This is a genomic window from Blastococcus carthaginiensis, from assembly GCF_030731085.1.
Classification (GTDB): domain Bacteria; phylum Actinomycetota; class Actinomycetes; order Mycobacteriales; family Geodermatophilaceae; genus Blastococcus; species Blastococcus carthaginiensis.
On the sequence record NZ_JASNFN010000036.1, the window covers coordinates 11,675 to 27,932 of the forward strand.

Below are 16,258 nucleotides of genomic sequence, written 5' to 3' on the forward strand. Positions count from 1 at the left end.
CGCGGGTCGGAGCAGGGGTGCCCGAGGACGCTGCTACTCCGGACTCGGGCCGCGCTGGGTCGTCGGCCATCCGATCCAGTGCTCGGCGGGAACCGTAGTACTCGCACGCGACGGCTGCACCCGCGCTCAGCGCTCCCAGGAAGCGGCGTCAGGCAGCAACGCCCGACACTCCGAGAGGTCGGTCGTATCTGTCGTACCTGCGTAGGTCGTACCCAGCCGACCAGGTGCGCGAGGGGTAGTGCGTGGAGCCCAGTCGCAATGTTGCTGGTCAGGCCGGAAGCGAGGGCCGCAGGGGGTCATAGAACGGTGGCCAGCACGCGCGCCTGCGGCTTGATCTCCTGCGCCGCGAACACGCCCTTGACCGGGGCCAGCAGCGGATCCCGGTTGAGCAGCTCCAGGTACCGCGTCAGCTGCTCGACCCCGTCGATCTCGCCCCGGCGCTTGATCTCCACCGCGACGACTCCCCCGTCGGCGTCCCGGCAGAGCAGGTCCACCGGACCGATGGCCGTCGGGTACTCCCGCCGTACCAGCGACCAGCCCACCCCGAAGGTCTCCACGTGCAGGGCCAGCAGGCGCTGCAGCTCGGCCTCGACGCCGTCCTTCTGCAACCCGGGGTCGACCCCGAGGTCGTGGGCGTGGTCGTGCAGCACCTCCTCGATGCTGATGATCAGCTGCTCGCCGGCCTTGTTCGTCACCGTCCACGTGCCCGAACCGTCGGTGAGCGCCTCGTCGAGACGGCACGGCGGGCTCATCCAGTTCAGCGGCTTGTAGGCGCGGTCGTCGGCGTGCACCGACACCGAGCCGTCGGCCTTGACCAGCAGGAGACGGGTCGCCATCGGCAGGTGGGCGGTGAGCCGACCGACGTAGTCGACGGAGCAGCGGGCGATGACCAGACGCACGGGCGCCGACGCTACCGCGCCGCGATCGGAGCCCGGGCCGGCACCGAGTTCCGGAAACATTCCGGTGCGGAAACGTGGCCGTCCGGGTGACCGGCACCCCAGAACGGGCGGGTGAGCGCAGCGTCGGCGACCGGCACCCCTCACGCGGACCGGCTGGCCGGGCGGCGATCGCCGTGAGCGTGGACGACGCGGGCGCCGGCTACGCCAGCCTCCGGCACATCCTGCGGCTGGACCCCGACGTCATCGAGCTCGACATCGGGCTGGCCACGGGGCTGCACACCGACCCTGCCCGCCAGGCCATGACCTGGGCCCCGGGGGAACCTCCCGGCCACCCCGACCCGTCGTCAGGGGTATGAGCACCCGCCCCCTGCGCGCCGCCACCCTGCTGGTCCTGGCCCTGCTGCTCGCCGCCTGCGCCGACGCGGCCGGTGGCGGCGGCACGCCCGCTGCAGACCCGTCGTCCCCGGCCGCGGAGGACGCCACCGTCGTGCTCCAGGTCAGCGAGGTCGGCGGCTTCACCACGCCGGCCCTGCTCGCCGGACGAGTGCCCTCCGCGACGCTCTACGCCGACGGCCGGCTCATCACCGACGGTCCCGTGATCGCCATCTGGCCGGCCCCCGCCCTGCCGAACCTGCAGGTGTACCGGCTGGGTGACGGCGGGGTGCGCGACCTCGTCGAGCGCGCGGTCACCGCCGGGGTGACCGAGACCGGCGACCTCGGCAGCCCGCCGGTCGCGGACGTGACGAGCACCCGGTTCACCGTCCGCACCGGCGGGGAGACGGTGACCCGCGAGGTGTACGCCCTCGGCATGGGCCCGGCGCCCGAGCGGGAGCCGGACGGCGGTCTCCCCACCGGGTTCGACACCGGGATCACCGAGGAGCAGGCGGCCGCGCGCGCCCGGCTCTCGGAGCTCGCCGAGGCGCTGCGGGACCCGGTCGCCGCCCTGGGTGCCGACCGGGTGAACGGGCCGGAGCCGTACCAGCCGGAGGCCGTCGCCGCGGTGGTGGGCCCCTACGTCGAGGTGGACCCCCCTCAGGCCGAGCAGCCGTGGCCGGGGTCGGAGCTGCCGGGCGAGCCCATCGCACCGGGGACGACGTGCGTCACGGCCACCGGGGAGCAGGCCCAGGCGGTGCTCGAGGCCGCCGCCGAGGGCAACGCGGCCACCCCGTGGGTCGGCGAGGCCGGGGCGCGGTGGTCGGTGGTGCTTCGGCCGCTGCTGCCGCACGAGTCCGGCTGCGCCGACCTGACCGAGGGATGAGCGATGGGCCCGGATCTCCTGCGAGGTCCGGGCCCGTCGCGGCCGGCCGCCTACGCGGTGGTGGGCCTCGTAGGTCGGTGTCGACGCCGGCGCGCTCCTGGACCGGGTCGGCGCCACTGCCCGTCACCGGCACGACCCTGCCCGTGCGGCCGGACGTCGCACTGGCCTCGGAGTGCGAACCCTGGACCCGCAGACGTACGGCAAGGACTTCGCCGTCGTCGTGGAAGGGGTGCTGCAGCGACTGTCGGCCACCGGCGCGCAGCTGGCGGTGAAGCTGGAGATCTCGGCGACCACGGCCGACGGCTTCGGCGACGACGCCGTCCGCACAGTCTCGGAGAATGCCGGCACCCTCCGCTTCGAGCAGTCCGGCTTCGAGACCGACTGATCGATGTCCACCGAAGTGGGGAAAACGGAGAAACCTAGTTCTCATATCTTCTTCTAAGTGAGAATAAGGTTGGCTCGTGTTCTCGCCTCCCACGCCCTCCTGGCCCACGTCACGTGGCGCGACGTGACGTGGCGGCCGAGCGTGCCACCCGACGCCGTTCCGCGGTCGGTTCGGCAACGGCACTCCGGCCCCTACCGTGCGGCGATCGTCCCGCGGATCGCGACTACGTCGACACTGACGGTCGACGGTGCAACCGCCGCGCTGGCGGACGAGGCATCTCGCGAGGTCACCCGCTTCGATGCGCAACTGGGCGGTGAGGTCGCCCCGTTCGCGTCGGTACTACTGCGCAGCGAATCGGCTTCCTCATCGCAGATCGAGCAGCTCACCGCCGGCGCCAAGGCCATCGCTGTGGCCGAGCTGGGCAACGGCACGACCCGTAACGCAGTCTCGGTCGTCGGCAACGTCAGGGCGATGAGAGCCGCACTCGACCTGGCCGGCGAGCTGGACCCGACTTCCATCCTGGCCATGCATGCGGCCCTGCTCGAGGAGGTCGAACCCGCCATCGCCGGCCGGTGGCGCACCGAGCAGGTGTGGATCGGCGGGAGCTCCTACGGACCCCACGGCGCGGCATTCGTCCCGCCGGTCGCCGACGACGTTCCCGACCTCATCGACGATCTGATCGCCTTCGCCCGGCGGGACGACATCCCCCCGCTGGTGCTCGCTGCCCTCGCCCACGCCCAGTTCGAGACCATCCACCCCTTTCCCGACGGCAACGGGCGGACGGGTCGGGCGCTGATCCACGCCCTGCTTCGCCGGTACGAGCTGACTCGGGCGGTCACCGTCCCGGTGTCCGCCGGGCTGCTCACCGACGTGGACGGGTACTTCGCAGCCCTCACCGCTTACCGGGAGGGCGATCCGACCGGCATCGTCGCGGCGCTGGCCAACGGCGCACTGGAGGCCATCGTCAATGCCCGGCAGCTGGTGGCCGACCTGCACCAGGTGCGCGCCCGGTGGGACGACGTCGTGGTCGCCCGCCGCGACGCCGCCGCCTGGCGGGTCGCCGATCTCCTCCTCCGCCAACCGGTGATCGACGCCGCCACCATCGCCCGGGACGTGGGCGTCGCACCGAGCAACGCGCTTCGTGCTCTAGAACCGCTGCTCGCCGCTGGCGTGGTCACCGAGTTCTCCGGCCGGGCGCGCAACCGGCTGTGGCAGGCCCGCGAGGTGCTGGCGGCCGTGGACGCCTTCGCGGCCCGGGCCGGCCGTCGTCGCCCGGGTAGCTGACCCGGCCGCAATGCCCGTCGGCGGACGACGGGGCACCGGCCCCTCAGTCCGTCCAGACCGGCTTCCGCTTCTCCAGGAAGGAAGCCATGCCCTCGCGCGCTCCCGGCAGCTGGCTGGCCGCGGCCATGACCTCGATCGCGGTGGTGTAGGCGTCGCGCTCGGGCCGGTCCAGCTGCGCGTACATCGTCTGCTTGCCCCACCCCTTGCTGGCCCGCGACCCCCGCGTGGCCCGCTCGACGAGCTCGTCGACGGCGGCGTCGAGCTCTGCGTCGGGCACCACGCGGTTGACCAGCCCCCAGTCCAGCGCCGTCGCCGCGTCGATGACGTCGCCGGTCAGCGCGAGCTCCATCGCCCGCTTGCGGCCGACGTTGCGGGCGATGGCCACCATGGGCGTGTGGCAGAACCAGCCGCCCTTCCCGCCGGGTGCGGCGAATCCCGCGGACTCCGCCGCGACGGCCAGGTCGCACGAGGCCACCAGCTGGCAGCCGGCGGCCGTGGCCAGGGCGTGCACGCGTGCCACGACGACCTGCGGCACGTCCTGGACGGTCTGCATCAGCTCGGTGCACAGCTGCAGCAGGCTGCGCACCCCGGGCAGCGAGGCCCCGGCGACGTCGGCGAAGTCGTGACCGGCGCTGAACACCGGGCCCTCCGCGCCCAGCACGATGCCGGCGGCGTCGCTCTCCCCCGCCTCGGTGACGGCGGCGAGCAGCTGCGTCAGGTGTTCGCGGGAGAGCGCGTTGCGCTTCCCCGCGCGCGTCATCGTGATGCGGACGACGTCGCCGTCGCGCTCGACCCGGGGTGCTCCGTCAGCCATGCCCCGACGCTAGAGGAGATCCGCGGGCGGGACACCCGCGGATCTCCTCCGGTCACGCCGGGGCGGGGACCTGCTCCCGCGGGTGGGCGGGGAGGCCGTTGGCCTCGCGGACCACGTCGACCACCTGGCCCATGATGTCGTTCAGCCCGAAGTCCTTGGGCGTGAACACCCGGGCGACGCCCTGCTCGCGCAGCCGCCGGGCGTCGCTGTCGGGGATGATCCCGCCGACCACGACCGGGACGTCGTCCAGCCCGGCTTCCCGGAGCCCCTGCAGGACCGCCGGCACCACCTGGAGGTGGGAGCCGGAGAGCACCGACAGGCCGACCACGTGCACGTCCTCCTCGACGGCGGCGCTCACGATCTGGGCCGGGGTCAGCCGGATGCCCTGGTAGATCACCTCGAACCCGGCGTCGCGGGCGCGCACCGCGATCTGCTCGGCGCCGTTGGAGTGGCCGTCGAGCCCCGGCTTGCCGACCAGGAAGCGCAGCCGTCCGCCCAGCTCCTCCCCGGTGGCCCGCACGCGCTCGCGGACCTCGGTGAGCGTCTCGTCGGCCTCTCCGCCACCGGTGGCGGCGGCGACGCCCGTGGGGGCCCGGTACTCGCCGAAGACCTCCCGCAGCACGCCGGCCCACTCGCCCGTCGTCACCCCGGCGCGCGCGCACTCGAGGGTGGCGGGCATGAGGTTCACGTCGTCGCCCGCGGCCTGCCGGAGGGCGTCGAGCGCGCGGTCGGCGGCCGCCTGATCTCGCTCGGCCCGCCACGTCCGCACCGCCTCCTGGGCCGCGGCCTCGACGGCCGGGTCGACCACCATGATCGCGGTGTCCAGGTCGGCGGTGAGCGGGTTGGGCTCGGTGGTGTCGAACTTGTTGACCCCGACGACGACGTCCTCGCCGCTCTCCATCCGGCGCCGGCGCTCGGCCAGCGAGGCCACGAGCTCGCCCTTCATGTAGCCGGACTCGACCGCGGCCACGGCGCCGCCCATCTCCTGCACCCGGGCGATCTCGGCCCGGGCGCCCTCGACGAGCTCGGCGACCTTCTTCTCCACGACGACCGAGCCGGTGAACAGGTCGTCGTACTCGAGCAGGTCGGTCTCGTAGGCGAGCACCTGCTGCAGTCGCAGCGACCACTGCTGGTCCCAGGGCCGGGGCAGGCCGAGGGCCTCGTTCCACGCCGGCAGCTGCACGGCGCGGGCGCGGGCGTCCTTGGAGAGGGTGACGGCGAGCATCTCCAGCACGATGCGCTGGACGTTGTTCTCCGGCTGCGCCTCGGTGAGGCCCAGCGAGTTGACCTGCACGCCGTAACGGAAGCGGCGGTGCTTGGGGTCCTCGACGCCGTAGCGCTCCTTCGTCAGCTCGTCCCAGAGCTGGGTGAAGGCCCGCATCTTGCACATCTCCTCGACGAAGCGGACTCCCGCGTTGACGAAGAAGGAGATGCGCGCGACCACCTCGCCGAAACGCTCCTGGGGCACCTGGCCGGAGTCGCGGACCGAGTCCAGGACCGCGATCGCGGTGCTCATCGCGTAGGCGATCTCCTGCACCGGCGTGGCCCCGGCCTCCTGCAGGTGGTAGCTGCAGATGTTGGTCGGGTTCCACTTCGGCATGGTCGTCACCGTGTAGGCGACCATGTCGGTGATCAGCCGCATCGAGGGCGCCGGCGGGAAGACGTAGGTCCCCCGCGACAGGTACTCCTTGATGATGTCGTTCTGCGTCGTCCCGGCCAGCTTCGAGACGTCGTGCCCGTGCTCCTCCGCGACCGCCTGGTAGAGCGCGAGCAGCCACATCGCCGTGGCGTTGATCGTCATCGACGTGTTCATCTCGTCGAGCGGGATGCCGTCGAAGAGCGCGCGCATGTCACCGATGTGCGTGACCGGCACGCCGACCTTCCCGACCTCCCCGCGGGCGAGCTCGTCGTCGGGGTCATAGCCGGTCTGCGTCGGCAGGTCGAAGGCGACCGAGAGACCGGTCTGACCCTTCGCCAGGTTGCGGCGGTAGAGGGCGTTGGACTCGGCCGGCGAGGAGTGGCCGGCGTAGGTGCGCATGACCCAGGGGCGGTCACGCTCGTCCGGCGTCTGCGGGAACGGCATACCGGCGGAGTGTAGGGCGGTTACCGGCCGGTAGCAGCCCCGCCGGGAAGAGTGTGCGGTGGGACACTCGAGAAAGGGTGAACCCGGAGGGAGGAGAGCCGTGGCGGTCGCGGACAGCCTGCTGCACGCCGGGGGGCCGGTGATCGCCCTGGCGGCGTTCGCGCTGGTGGCGCTGTTCACCCGGTGGGCCTTCGGCAGCGACCTCGCCCGCGACCGCAGGCACCGCGGGCCCGTCGACGACGGGCTGCTCACCCACGTGGCGACGCTGAGCCGCCGCGAGTCGGCCCTGGCGCTCCGGGCGGTGCTCTCCGACGCGGGGATCCGCTCCACCCTGCGCTTCCCGGCCGCCCACCGCGCCGAGGTGCTGGTCTTCCCGGAGGACGCCGACCGCGCGCGGCAGCTGGCCGCCTCGTTCGGCGGCGGCGCCTAGCCCGGCCGCTCGGTGCGCCGTACCACGGCGCCCAGACCCGCCAGCTGGTCGACGAAGTCGGGGTAGCCGCGGTCGACGTGGTGCACGTCCTGCACCTCAGTGACGCCGTCGGAGCACAGGCCGGCCAGCACCAGCCCGGCACCGGCGCGGATGTCGGTCGCGAGCACCGGGGCGCTGGAGAATCGCTCGCGCCCGCGGACGACCGCGTGGTGCCCGTCGATGCGGACGTCGGCGCCCAGCCGCACCAGCTCGTTGACGAACATGAACCGGCCCTCGAACACATTCTCGGTGATCAGGGCCGTGCCGGTGGAGACGGCGGCCAACGCCACCGCCATCGGCTGCAGATCGGTGGGGAACCCCGGGAACGGCAGGGTGACGACGTCGACGCAACGCGGCCGTCCGTCCATCGCCACCCGGATGCCGTCGGGCAGCGCCTCGACGACGGCCCCGGCGTCGGTCAGCTTGTCCAGGGCGACGGTGAGGTGCTCGGCGACGCCGCGCTCGATGACGACGTCGCCGCGGGTCATCACCGCGCCGATCGCCCAGGTCCCGGCGACGATGCGGTCGGGCACCGTCGTGCACTCGACCGGCCGCAGCGACTGGACGCCCTCGACGGTGATCGTGGAGGTGCCCGCGCCGTCGATGCGCGCCCCCATCTCACCGAGCATCCGGCAGAGGTCGACGATCTCGGGCTCGCGGGCGGCGTTGTCGACCACGGTCGTGCCGGTGGCGAGCACCGCCGCCATGACCAGGTTCTCCGTGGCGCCGACCGAGGGGAAGTCCAGCCAGATCGAGGTGCCGGTCAGCCGCGGGGCGGTCGCCACCAGGAAGCCGTGCTCGCTCACGATGGTCGCGCCGAGGCGTTCCAGGCCGGAGATGTGCATGTCCAGCCCGCGGGAGCCGATGGCGTCACCACCCGGCAGCGCCACCCGGGCGCTGCCGCAGCGCGCGACGAGCGGGCCCAGGACGCTGATCGAGGCGCGCATCCGGCGGACCAGGTCGTAGTCGGTCTCGGTCGAGGGCGCGTCCGGGACGTCGATGGTCAGCCGGCCACCGCCCCCGCTGCCGGGGGTGCGCTCGTAGGAGACGGCGCAGCCCAGCCGGCGCAGCACCTCGCTCATGATCGCCACGTCGAGGATGTCGGGGACCTCGTCGATGGTCGAGCGCCCGGGCGCGAGCAGCGTCGCCGCCATGAGCTTCAGCGCGCTGTTCTTGGCACCGGTGACCCGCACCCGGCCCGCGAGCCTCGCTCCCCCGGTCACCTCGAAGCACTCCACCGGACCACCCTACGGTGGTCCCACTGCCGGGTCCCGCCGCGCACCCGGTGACGCGGGAACGTCCCCCTGCGGCGACCCGCTCCGGGCGCCGGCGAGGAGTGGGGGCAGGAGGGTCCTCCTCCCCCTAGGCTGCGGGCATGACCGTCCGGCTCACGCGCATCTACACGAAGACCGGCGACGCCGGTCAGACCCACCTGGGCGACATGAGCCGGGTGGCCAAGACCGATCCCCGACTGGTCGCCTACGCCGACGTGGACGAGGCCAACAGCGCGATCGGGGTGGCGATCGCGCTCGGCTCCCCCGAGCCGGCGCTGGTAGAGCTCCTCCGCAGCATCCAGAACGACCTGTTCGACGTGGGGGCCGACCTCTGCACGCCGATCGTCGCGGAGCCGCAGTACCCGCCGCTGCGGGTGACGGCGGCGTACACCGAGCGCCTCGAGGCGGCGTGCGACACCTACAACGAGACGCTGCCGAAGCTCGACAGCTTCATCCTCCCCGGGGGCACCCCGCTGGCCGCGCTGCTGCACCAGGTGCGGGTGGTCGTGCGCCGGGCGGAGCGCAGCGTCTGGGCCCTGCTGGAGAGCGACGGCGAGCGCACCAACCCCGAGACGGCGCGCTACCTGAACCGGCTCTCGGACCTGGTGTTCATCCTGGGCCGGGTGGCCAACCCCGACGGCGACATCCTGTGGGAGCCCGGCGCGCACAGCGGCGTGCACGCCCAGCGCGCGGCCGCCGCCCCGCAGGAGTAGGCAGCCCCCTCCAGGGCACCGCCCGAGCGCGAGGAGGAGAGAGGGGTACGTCGTCAGCTGCCCGGCGGGGCCGACTCCAGCCAGGACAGGAAGCCGGTCACCGTCGAGCGGTCCATCGCCAGCTCCCGCCGTCCCTGCGCGGTGCTGCACTGGAGCACGTGGACGTCGGCCGGAAGGGCCAGGTCGTCGCGATGCGCCGGCCGCTGGGCGAGCACCCGGAAACCGGCCCGGGTGAGCCGCTGCTGCGGCCGGACCGACAGCGAGAGCGCCCGGTACCAGAGCAGGGCGTCACCGCCGTACCAGGCGACGCCCACCGACCAGCGGGGCGTGCCCTCGGGGCGCAGCCACATCGTCACCGCGCCGAGCCCCGACAGCAGGAAGCGGCGGCGTAGCAGGAAGACCACGACGACGAGCAGCAGCAGGACGCCGATCAGCACCCACAGGGCGGTGGTCATCCCGCGCGCTCGCCGGCCGGGTCAGGCGCTCGCGCCGGCCGCCCTCAACCGCGACTGGGCGCGGCGTGCGGCGGCGACCGCCTCGGGGTCGTCGCCCTCGCTCTCGGCGCGGCGCAAGGCCTCGCGAGCGCGCTCGACGTCGATCTCCGAGGAGATCTCCGCCGTCTCGGCGAGGATCGAGACGCCCCGCTCGGTGACGGAGAGGAAACCACCGTGGGCGGCGATGACCATGTCCTCGCCGGACTCGGTGTGGATGGTCACGACGCCGCCGTCGGCCAGCTGGCCCAGCAGCGGCGTGTGCCCGGGCAGCACACCGAGCTCGCCCTCCGTGGTGCGGGCGATGACGCTCGTGGCCTCGCCGGACCAGATCTTGCGCTCGACGGCCACCAACTCGACCTGCAGGGTCGCCACGACACTCCTCGGGATCCACGCGGACGGGCCTTCACTGTAGCCACGGGGCCGATCGCCCCGATCCACCGGGGCCGTCGACCCCGCCCGGGCACAGAACCTCGCCTCGGCCGAGGTGGAGAGGGCAGGGCCCTGCGTCAGGCGGCGCGGCGGTACAGCAGCGTCCAGCGGCCGACGCGCACCCACGGGTGGCGGACGCAGGTGGACGACGCCCAGCGCTCGGTGTCGAAGTCCGCGGTGCGCACGTCCACGGGTGCGCACGGCGGCCAGGTCCAGTCGAGCGCCGGACGGCTCGCCGGCCGCAGTACCGCGCTGTCCCGCTCCACGTCGCCCCTCGTGCCGGCACCCGTCTCCCGGGTGCGCCTGCGGGGATGGTCGGCAGGCCCGCGCCCGTCCCGCAGACCCCGCGGTCGGATCTCACCCCATCGGGCGACCGGATCACCCCGCGAACGCCGAAGGCCGGGCCTCTCCTGCGAGAGACCCGGCCAAGGCGACCGTCCTGGAACGGCCCCGCTGCAGGAACCCGCGCCGAGCGGAGCCAGGAGTGGGGGGCAGCGGGGTCCTTCTCCTACTTCTTGAGCTTCGAGGCGTTCTTCTCGAGGTCCTCGAGGCCACCGCACATGAAGAAGGCCTGCTCCGGGACGTTGTCGTACTCGCCCTCGGTGATCGCCTTGAAGGCCTGCAGGGTCTCCGAGCGCGGCACGAACGAGCCCGGCTGGCCGGTGAAGGCCTCGGCCACGAACATGTTCTGCGACAGGAAGCGCTCGACGCGACGGGCCCGGTTCACGGTGACCTTGTCCTCTTCGGACAGCTCGTCGATACCGAGGATCGCGATGATGTCCTGCAGCTCCTGGTAGCGCTGCAGCACCTGCTTCACGCGCTGGGCGATGTCGTAGTGCTCCTGGCCCACGTACTGCGGGTCGAGGATCCGGCTGGTCGAGTCCAACGGGTCCACGGCCGGGTAGATGCCCTTCTCCGAGATCGGCCGCGAGAGCACGGTCGTCGCGTCGAGGTGGGCGAACGTGGTGTGCGGCGCCGGGTCGGTGATGTCGTCGGCGGGCACGTAGATCGCCTGCAGCGAGGTGATCGAGCGGCCACGGGTCGAGGTGATCCGCTCCTGCAGCTCACCCATCTCGTCGGCCAGGGTCGGCTGGTAGCCCACGGCCGACGGCATGCGGCCCAGCAGCGTCGAGACCTCGGACCCGGCCTGGGTGAACCGGAAGATGTTGTCGATGAAGAGCAGCACGTCCTGGTTCTGCTCGTCGCGGAAGTACTCGGCCATCGTCAGCGCCGAGAGGGCGACGCGCAGGCGGGTGCCCGGCGGCTCGTCCATCTGGCCGAACACGAGCGCGGTGGACTCGATGACGCCGGACTCGGTCATCTCGGTGATGAGGTCGTTGCCCTCGCGGGTGCGCTCACCCACGCCGGCGAACACCGACACACCGCCGAACTCCTGGGCGACGCGGCGGATCATCTCCTGGATCAGCACGGTCTTGCCGACGCCGGCACCGCCGAACAGACCGATCTTCCCGCCGGCCACGTACGGGGTCAGCAGGTCGATGACCTTGATGCCGGTCTCGAGCATCTCGGTGCGGCCCTCGAGCTGGTCGAACCGCGGCGCGTGCCGGTGGATCGACCAGCGCAGCGCATCCTCGGCGTAGCCGGGCTGGTCCAGGCACTCGCCCAGCGCATTGAACACGTGCCCGGTCACCACGTCACCGACCGGCACCATGATCGGGTTGCCGGTGTCGGTGACCTCGGCGCCGCGGACGAGGCCGTCGGTCGGCGCCATCGAGATGGTGCGCACGACGTTCTCACCCAGGTGCTGGGCGACCTCGAGGGTGAGGGTCTTGCCGAGGTCGGCCAGCGTGACATCGACCTTCAGGGCGTTGAACAGGTCGGGCATCGCGTCGCGCGGGAACTCGACGTCGACGACCGGCCCGGTGACCCGCACGACACGGCCGGAACCGGTGGTCTGCGAGGTGGTCGGACGGTCCTCGGTGACGGTCATCTGTACTGCTCTCCTGCCCTGGGGCTCGGTGGTCTGCTGTTCGGTGGATCAGTCGTTCGAGCCGGCCGAGACCAGCGCGTCGGCACCACCGACGATCTCGCTGATCTCCTGGGTGATCTCCGCCTGACGGGCCTGGTTGGCCTGCCGGGAGAGATTCTTCGCCAGCTCCTCGGCGTTGTCGGAGGCCGACTTCATCGCCCGTCGGCGCGAGGCCGATTCGGAGGCGGCCGCCTCGAGCATCGCCGCGTAGATGCGCGTGGTGATGTACTTCGGCAGCAACGCGTCGAGCAGCCCCTCGGCCGAGGGCTCGAACTCGTAGGCCGTCGGCAGCTCGTCGGCGGTGGCGTTCTCCCGCTCCCGGTCCTCCCGCTCGTAGTCGAACTCCTCGACCTCCTCGACCTCCAGCGGAGCCATCCGCTTGGCGACCGGGACCTGCGAGAGCAGCGACCGGAACTCGGTGTAGACGATGTGCAGCTCTTCGACGCCGAGGATGCCGTCGGCACCCGCGCCGCCGTCCTCGTCATCCAGGCCGGCGGTGAAGGCCGCGATCAGCTGCTCGCCCACGGCCTGCGCGTCGGAGTAGTTCGGCTGCTCGGAGAACCCGGTGAAGGTCTCGGCCATCTCGCGGTTGCGGAAGGAGTAGTAGGTCTCCCCCTTCCGGCCGACCACGTAGAGCACCGGCTCCTTGCCCTCCTGCCGCAGCAGGGAGAGCAGCTCCTCGGTCCGCCGCAGCACGTTGACGTTGTACGAGCCGGCGAAGCCGCGGTCGGAGGTGATCACCAGGACGGCCGCCCGGCGCGGGTTCTCCGGCTCGGTCAGCAGCGGGTGGTCCAGCGACGCGGAGGACGCCAGCGCCGACAGGACGCGGGTGATCTCCCGGGCGTAGGGCTTGGACGCCTCCACCCGGGCCTGGGCGCGCACGATGCGGGCACCGGCGATCAGCTCCTGGGCCGAGAAGATCTTCTTCGTCGACTGGGTGGAGCGGATGCGGCGCCGCAGCGCGCGGAGAGAGGCTGCCATCGCGTCAGGCCTTCTTCTTGACCTGGACGCGCTCCTGACCCCGCTCCGAGGCGTCCATGGCCTCGGCCTCGGGCTCGTTCACCCTGAGCGACTCGCCCTCACCGGTGGTGAACTGGCCGTAGAAGGCGTCGACCGCCTGCTCCAGGTTCCGCACCGTGTCGTCCTCGAGCTTCTTCGACGTCCGGATGGTGTCGAAGACGCCGTCGTTGTTGCGGGACACGAAGTCGAGGAACTCCGACTCGAAGCGCCGCACGTCGCTCACCGGGACGACGTCGAGCTTGCCGGTGGTGCCCAGCCACAGCGAGACGACCTCGCGCTCCACCGAGTACGGCGAGTACTGACCCTGCTTCAGCAGCTCGACCAGGCGCTGGCCGCGCTCCAGGGTCGCGCGGCTGGAGGCGTCCAGGTCCGAGGAGAACGAGGCGAAGGCCTCGAGCTCGCGGTACTGGGCCAGGTCCAGGCGCAGTCGGCCGGCGACCGACTTCATCGCCTTGATCTGGGCCGAACCACCCACGCGCGACACCGAGATGCCGACGTTGATGGCGGGGCGGACACCGGAGTTGAACAGACCAGTCTCGAGGAAGATCTGCCCGTCGGTGATCGAGATGACGTTGGTCGGGATGTAGGCCGACACGTCGTTGCCCTTGGTCTCGATGAGCGGCAGCCCGGTCATCGACCCCGCGCCGAGCTCGTCGGAGAGCTTCGCGCAGCGCTCCAGCAGGCGGGAGTGGAGGTAGAAGACGTCGCCCGGGTAGGCCTCGCGACCCGGCGGGCGGCGCAGCAGCAGCGAGACGGCGCGGTAGGCCTCGGCCTGCTTGGACAGGTCGTCGAACACGATGAGGACGTGCTTGCCCTCGTACATCCAGTGCTGGCCGATGGCCGAGCCGGTGTAGGGGGCGATGTACTTGAAGCCGGCGGCCTCGGAGGCCGGGGCGGCGACGATGGTCGTGTACTCCATCGCACCGGCGTCCTCGAGGGCGGACCGGATGGAGGCGATCGTCGAGCCCTTCTGGCCGACGGCGACGTAGATGCAGCGCACCTGCTGCGACGGGTCACCGGTCGCCCAGGCCTGCTTCTGGTTGATGATCGTGTCGATCGCGATCGCCGTCTTGCCGGTCTGGCGGTCGCCGATGATCAGCTGGCGCTGGCCGCGGCCGATCGGCGTCATGGCGTCGATGGCCTTGATGCCGGTCTGCATCGGCTCGTGCACCGACTGGCGCTGCACCACGGTGGGGGCCTGCAGCTCCAGGGCGCGCCGGCCGGTGGTGGTGATGGGGCCGGCACCGTCGATCGCGTTGCCCAGCGGGTCCACGACGCGGCCGAGGTAGCCGTCGCCGACGGGCACCGAGAGCACCTCGCCGGTGCGGCGGACCTGCTGGCCCTCCTCGATGCCGGAGAAGTCACCCAGGATGACGACACCGACCTCGCGGACGTCCAGGTTCAGCGCCAGACCGCGGACGCCGCTCTCGAACTCGAGCAGCTCGTTGGTCATGACCGAGGGCAGGCCCTCGACCCGGGCGATGCCGTCGCCGGCCTCGGTGACGATCCCGACCTCTTCGCGGGACACGTCAGGCGAGTACTCGGTGACGTAGTTCTGGATGGCACTGCGGATCTCTTCTGCGGAGATCGTCAGCTCGGCCATGGCTCTGAGTCCTCTTCCCTGCGGGGTCGTGATCTGTGGTGGTGGGCGGTCAGCCGGCGAGCTGCCGTCGGGCGGCTTCCAGCCGATGGGCGATGCTGCCGTCGATGACCTCGTCGCCCACCTGGACGAGGAGGCCGCCGAGCACCGTCGGGTCGACGGTCACCTGCAACCCGATGGTCCGCCCGTAGAGGCGACCCAGCACGTCGGTCAGCCGCCGTTCCTGGGCCGGGGTCAGGGGGGCCGCCGTCGTCACGCGGGCCACGGACCGGCCGCGGCGGCGGCTGGCGACGTCCGAGAGCCGCTCGACCGCGACCCCCGCCGTGCCGGCGTGCGAGGTGGTGAGCACGTTGCGCAGCAGGAGCTCGGTCACCGGGCTGACCCGGCCGGACAGCAGCTGGTCGAGCAGCGCCGCCTTGCCCGCGGCCGGGGCCTTGCGGTCGCTGAGGATGCGGGACAGCTCCCGGTCACCCTCGATGATCCGGCCGAAGCGGAACAGCTCGTCCTCGACGCCGTCCAGCTCGCCGCGGGCACCCGCCGCGTCGAGAGCCGCCTCGGTGGCCAGGGTCGTCGCGGCCTCGATGAGGTCGATCGGCCGCGACCAGCGCTGCCGCACGCTGAACTCGACGACGTCGAGCGCGACCGGGGACAGGCGCCTGCCGAACAGCCGCTGCGCCAGCGCCGCCCGCTCCTCGGGCTTGCCCGAGGGATCGGTGAGCGCCCGGCGCAGCGAGGGCTGGGCATCCAGCAGCCGCGCCACCGCGAACAGCTCCTCGGCCAGCGCGAGCTGGTCCTCGGCGGCGGTGGCGCGGGCCTGCCCGGTCAGCCGGTCCTTGGCCTTCCCGAGGAACCCCGAGGGGTCCCGGGTCAGCTCGTCCAGCCGCTCCCGGGCGGCGAGCAGCGCCGCGCGGCTCGAGGCCTCCATCAGCGGGTGCCTCCGGCGACGGTGCTGCCGCTCCGGCCGTCGGGGGCACCGGCGGCCAGCTCGTCGAGCTGGTCGAGGAAACGGTCCACCGTGCCCTGCCGGCGCGCCTCCTCGGCGAGGGACTCCCCGACGACTCGCCCGGCGAGCTCGACGGCGAGGCCTCCGACCTGCCCGCGCAGCTCGTTGACCACCTGCTGGCGGGCAGCAGCGATCTGCTCCTCGCCGCGGGCGACGATCCGCGCCGACTCCTCCTGCGCCTGGACCCGCAGCTCCTCGAGGATCTGCTGCCCCTCGGCCCGGGCCTGGTCGCGGATCTGCGCGGCCTCGTTGCGGGCCTCGGCCAGCTGCGCGCGGTACTGCTCGAGCGCCGCCTTCGCCTCGGCCTGCATGGCCTCGGCGCGCTCGATGCCGCCCTCGATGGTGCGCTGGCGCTCGGCCAGCATGGCCTCGAGCCGCGGCACCACGAAGCGCTTGTACAGGAAGTACAGGATGGCGAAGGAGATGATGCCGACGATCAGCTCACCCGGGTGCGGGATGACCGGGTAGGCGTCCTCCCAGAAGCCGCCTTCACCGCTCTCGGCGGCCAGGACATCGGCCGCGTTGTCGATCGCGCCCATCACG

The 16,258-nt window shown here is 72.4% G+C and carries 18 protein-coding genes; 6 read left to right on the forward strand and 12 right to left on the reverse strand.

Annotated elements, in window-relative coordinates:
• Positions 1-296: 296 nt before the first annotated feature.
• Entirely contained in the window at positions 297-899 is a 603-nt protein-coding gene (gene nucS / locus QOZ88_RS20710; protein ID WP_454971285.1) for an endonuclease NucS, read from the reverse strand.
• An 86-nt stretch (positions 900-985) separates the two neighbouring features.
• Between nucS and QOZ88_RS20715 the strand changes: the two genes are divergently transcribed.
• The 4 genes from QOZ88_RS20715 (at position 986) to QOZ88_RS20730 (ending at position 3,826) form a co-directional block, all read left to right on the forward strand.
• Complete coding sequence (locus QOZ88_RS20715) at positions 986-1,255, forward strand: EAL domain-containing protein (protein WP_306001591.1); 270 nt, start codon at positions 986-988, stop codon at positions 1,253-1,255.
• Entirely contained in the window at positions 1,252-2,157 is a 906-nt protein-coding gene (locus tag QOZ88_RS20720) for a hypothetical protein (protein WP_306001592.1), read from the forward strand. Before QOZ88_RS20715 ends, QOZ88_RS20720 begins: the two co-directional genes overlap by 4 nt.
• A gap of 172 nt (positions 2,158-2,329) precedes the next feature.
• Positions 2,330-2,542 (forward strand): hypothetical protein, encoded by a 213-nt coding sequence (locus QOZ88_RS20725; protein ID WP_306001593.1) that lies wholly within the window; start codon positions 2,330-2,332, stop codon positions 2,540-2,542.
• A gap of 123 nt (positions 2,543-2,665) precedes the next feature.
• Positions 2,666-3,826: a Fic family protein gene (locus QOZ88_RS20730; protein ID WP_306001594.1), complete on the forward strand. Its 1,161-nt coding sequence runs from the start codon at positions 2,666-2,668 to the stop codon at positions 3,824-3,826.
• A gap of 43 nt (positions 3,827-3,869) precedes the next feature.
• Here QOZ88_RS20730 and QOZ88_RS20735 read toward each other — a convergent pair whose 3' ends face one another.
• Both QOZ88_RS20735 and QOZ88_RS20740 read right to left on the reverse strand, forming a co-directional pair.
• On the reverse strand, positions 3,870-4,640 hold the full coding sequence (locus tag QOZ88_RS20735) for an enoyl-CoA hydratase-related protein (protein ID WP_306001595.1): 771 nt from the start codon (positions 4,638-4,640) through the stop codon (positions 3,870-3,872).
• A gap of 52 nt (positions 4,641-4,692) precedes the next feature.
• Positions 4,693-6,723, reverse strand: coding sequence for a protein meaA (locus tag QOZ88_RS20740; RefSeq protein ID WP_306001596.1), 2,031 nt, complete (start codon positions 6,721-6,723; stop codon positions 4,693-4,695).
• A 100-nt stretch (positions 6,724-6,823) separates the two neighbouring features.
• Between QOZ88_RS20740 and QOZ88_RS20745 the strand changes: the two genes are divergently transcribed.
• Positions 6,824-7,153, forward strand: coding sequence for a hypothetical protein (locus tag QOZ88_RS20745; protein ID WP_306001597.1), 330 nt, complete (start codon positions 6,824-6,826; stop codon positions 7,151-7,153).
• Here the strand turns inward: QOZ88_RS20745 and murA are convergent.
• Positions 7,150-8,430 (reverse strand): UDP-N-acetylglucosamine 1-carboxyvinyltransferase, encoded by a 1,281-nt coding sequence (gene murA, locus QOZ88_RS20750; protein WP_306001598.1) that lies wholly within the window; start codon positions 8,428-8,430, stop codon positions 7,150-7,152. The two genes, QOZ88_RS20745 and murA, sit on opposite strands and share 4 nt — an antisense overlap.
• A gap of 137 nt (positions 8,431-8,567) precedes the next feature.
• Here murA and QOZ88_RS20755 point away from each other — a divergent pair, with 137 nt between their 5' ends.
• Entirely contained in the window at positions 8,568-9,179 is a 612-nt protein-coding gene (locus QOZ88_RS20755; RefSeq protein ID WP_306001599.1) for a cob(I)yrinic acid a,c-diamide adenosyltransferase, read from the forward strand.
• A gap of 53 nt (positions 9,180-9,232) precedes the next feature.
• Here QOZ88_RS20755 and QOZ88_RS20760 read toward each other — a convergent pair whose 3' ends face one another.
• The 8 genes from QOZ88_RS20760 to QOZ88_RS20795 all read right to left on the reverse strand — a co-directional run bounded on the left by QOZ88_RS20760 (position 9,233) and on the right by QOZ88_RS20795 (position 16,254).
• The gene (locus tag QOZ88_RS20760; RefSeq protein ID WP_306001600.1) at positions 9,233-9,634 is read right to left on the reverse strand and encodes a DUF2550 domain-containing protein; all 402 of its coding nucleotides are present in this window, start codon (positions 9,632-9,634) and stop codon (positions 9,233-9,235) included.
• 21 nt (positions 9,635-9,655) lie between these two features.
• Positions 9,656-10,045: a F0F1 ATP synthase subunit epsilon gene (locus QOZ88_RS20765; RefSeq protein WP_306001601.1), complete on the reverse strand. Its 390-nt coding sequence runs from the start codon at positions 10,043-10,045 to the stop codon at positions 9,656-9,658.
• Between the two features lie 134 nt (positions 10,046-10,179).
• Positions 10,180-10,368, reverse strand: a complete 189-nt coding sequence (locus tag QOZ88_RS20770; RefSeq protein WP_306001602.1) for a hypothetical protein — start codon at positions 10,366-10,368, stop codon at positions 10,180-10,182.
• A gap of 242 nt (positions 10,369-10,610) precedes the next feature.
• Positions 10,611-12,053, reverse strand: a complete 1,443-nt coding sequence (atpD, locus tag QOZ88_RS20775) for a F0F1 ATP synthase subunit beta (RefSeq protein ID WP_306001603.1) — start codon at positions 12,051-12,053, stop codon at positions 10,611-10,613.
• 48 nt (positions 12,054-12,101) lie between these two features.
• A complete protein-coding gene (locus QOZ88_RS20780; protein WP_306001604.1) occupies positions 12,102-13,073 on the reverse strand; it encodes a F0F1 ATP synthase subunit gamma in 972 nt (323 codons plus the stop codon).
• Positions 13,074-13,077: 4 nt separating this feature from the next.
• Entirely contained in the window at positions 13,078-14,715 is a 1,638-nt protein-coding gene (gene atpA / locus QOZ88_RS20785) for a F0F1 ATP synthase subunit alpha (RefSeq protein WP_306001605.1), read from the reverse strand.
• Between the two features lie 49 nt (positions 14,716-14,764).
• On the reverse strand, positions 14,765-15,637 hold the full coding sequence (locus QOZ88_RS20790) for a F0F1 ATP synthase subunit delta (protein WP_306001606.1): 873 nt from the start codon (positions 15,635-15,637) through the stop codon (positions 14,765-14,767).
• A complete protein-coding gene (locus tag QOZ88_RS20795; RefSeq protein WP_306001607.1) occupies positions 15,637-16,254 on the reverse strand; it encodes a F0F1 ATP synthase subunit B in 618 nt (205 codons plus the stop codon). The genes QOZ88_RS20790 and QOZ88_RS20795 overlap by 1 nt, the downstream gene beginning before the upstream one ends.
• Positions 16,255-16,258: the final 4 nt, after the last annotated feature.

What these genes read in the sequence shown, in the direction of transcription:
- QOZ88_RS20735 (WP_306001595.1), bottom strand. Translation starts at nt 4,640, where the DNA reads ATGGCTGACGGAGCACCCCGGGTCGAGCGCGACGGCGACGTCGTCCGC.
- QOZ88_RS20780 (WP_306001604.1), bottom strand. Translation starts at nt 13,073, where the DNA reads ATGGCAGCCTCTCTCCGCGCGCTGCGGCGCCGCATCCGCTCCACCCAG.
- atpD (WP_306001603.1), bottom strand. Translation starts at nt 12,053, where the DNA reads ATGACCGTCACCGAGGACCGTCCGACCACCTCGCAGACCACCGGTTCC.
- QOZ88_RS20760 (WP_306001600.1), bottom strand. Translation starts at nt 9,634, where the DNA reads ATGACCACCGCCCTGTGGGTGCTGATCGGCGTCCTGCTGCTGCTCGTC.
- atpA (WP_306001605.1), bottom strand. Translation starts at nt 14,715, where the DNA reads ATGGCCGAGCTGACGATCTCCGCAGAAGAGATCCGCAGTGCCATCCAG.
- QOZ88_RS20720 (WP_306001592.1), top strand. Translation starts at nt 1,252, where the DNA reads ATGAGCACCCGCCCCCTGCGCGCCGCCACCCTGCTGGTCCTGGCCCTG.
- QOZ88_RS20755 (WP_306001599.1), top strand. Translation starts at nt 8,568, where the DNA reads ATGACCGTCCGGCTCACGCGCATCTACACGAAGACCGGCGACGCCGGT.
- QOZ88_RS20795 (WP_306001607.1), bottom strand. Translation starts at nt 16,254, where the DNA reads ATGGGCGCGATCGACAACGCGGCCGATGTCCTGGCCGCCGAGAGCGGT.
- QOZ88_RS20790 (WP_306001606.1), bottom strand. Translation starts at nt 15,637, where the DNA reads ATGGAGGCCTCGAGCCGCGCGGCGCTGCTCGCCGCCCGGGAGCGGCTG.
- QOZ88_RS20740 (WP_306001596.1), bottom strand. Translation starts at nt 6,723, where the DNA reads ATGCCGTTCCCGCAGACGCCGGACGAGCGTGACCGCCCCTGGGTCATG.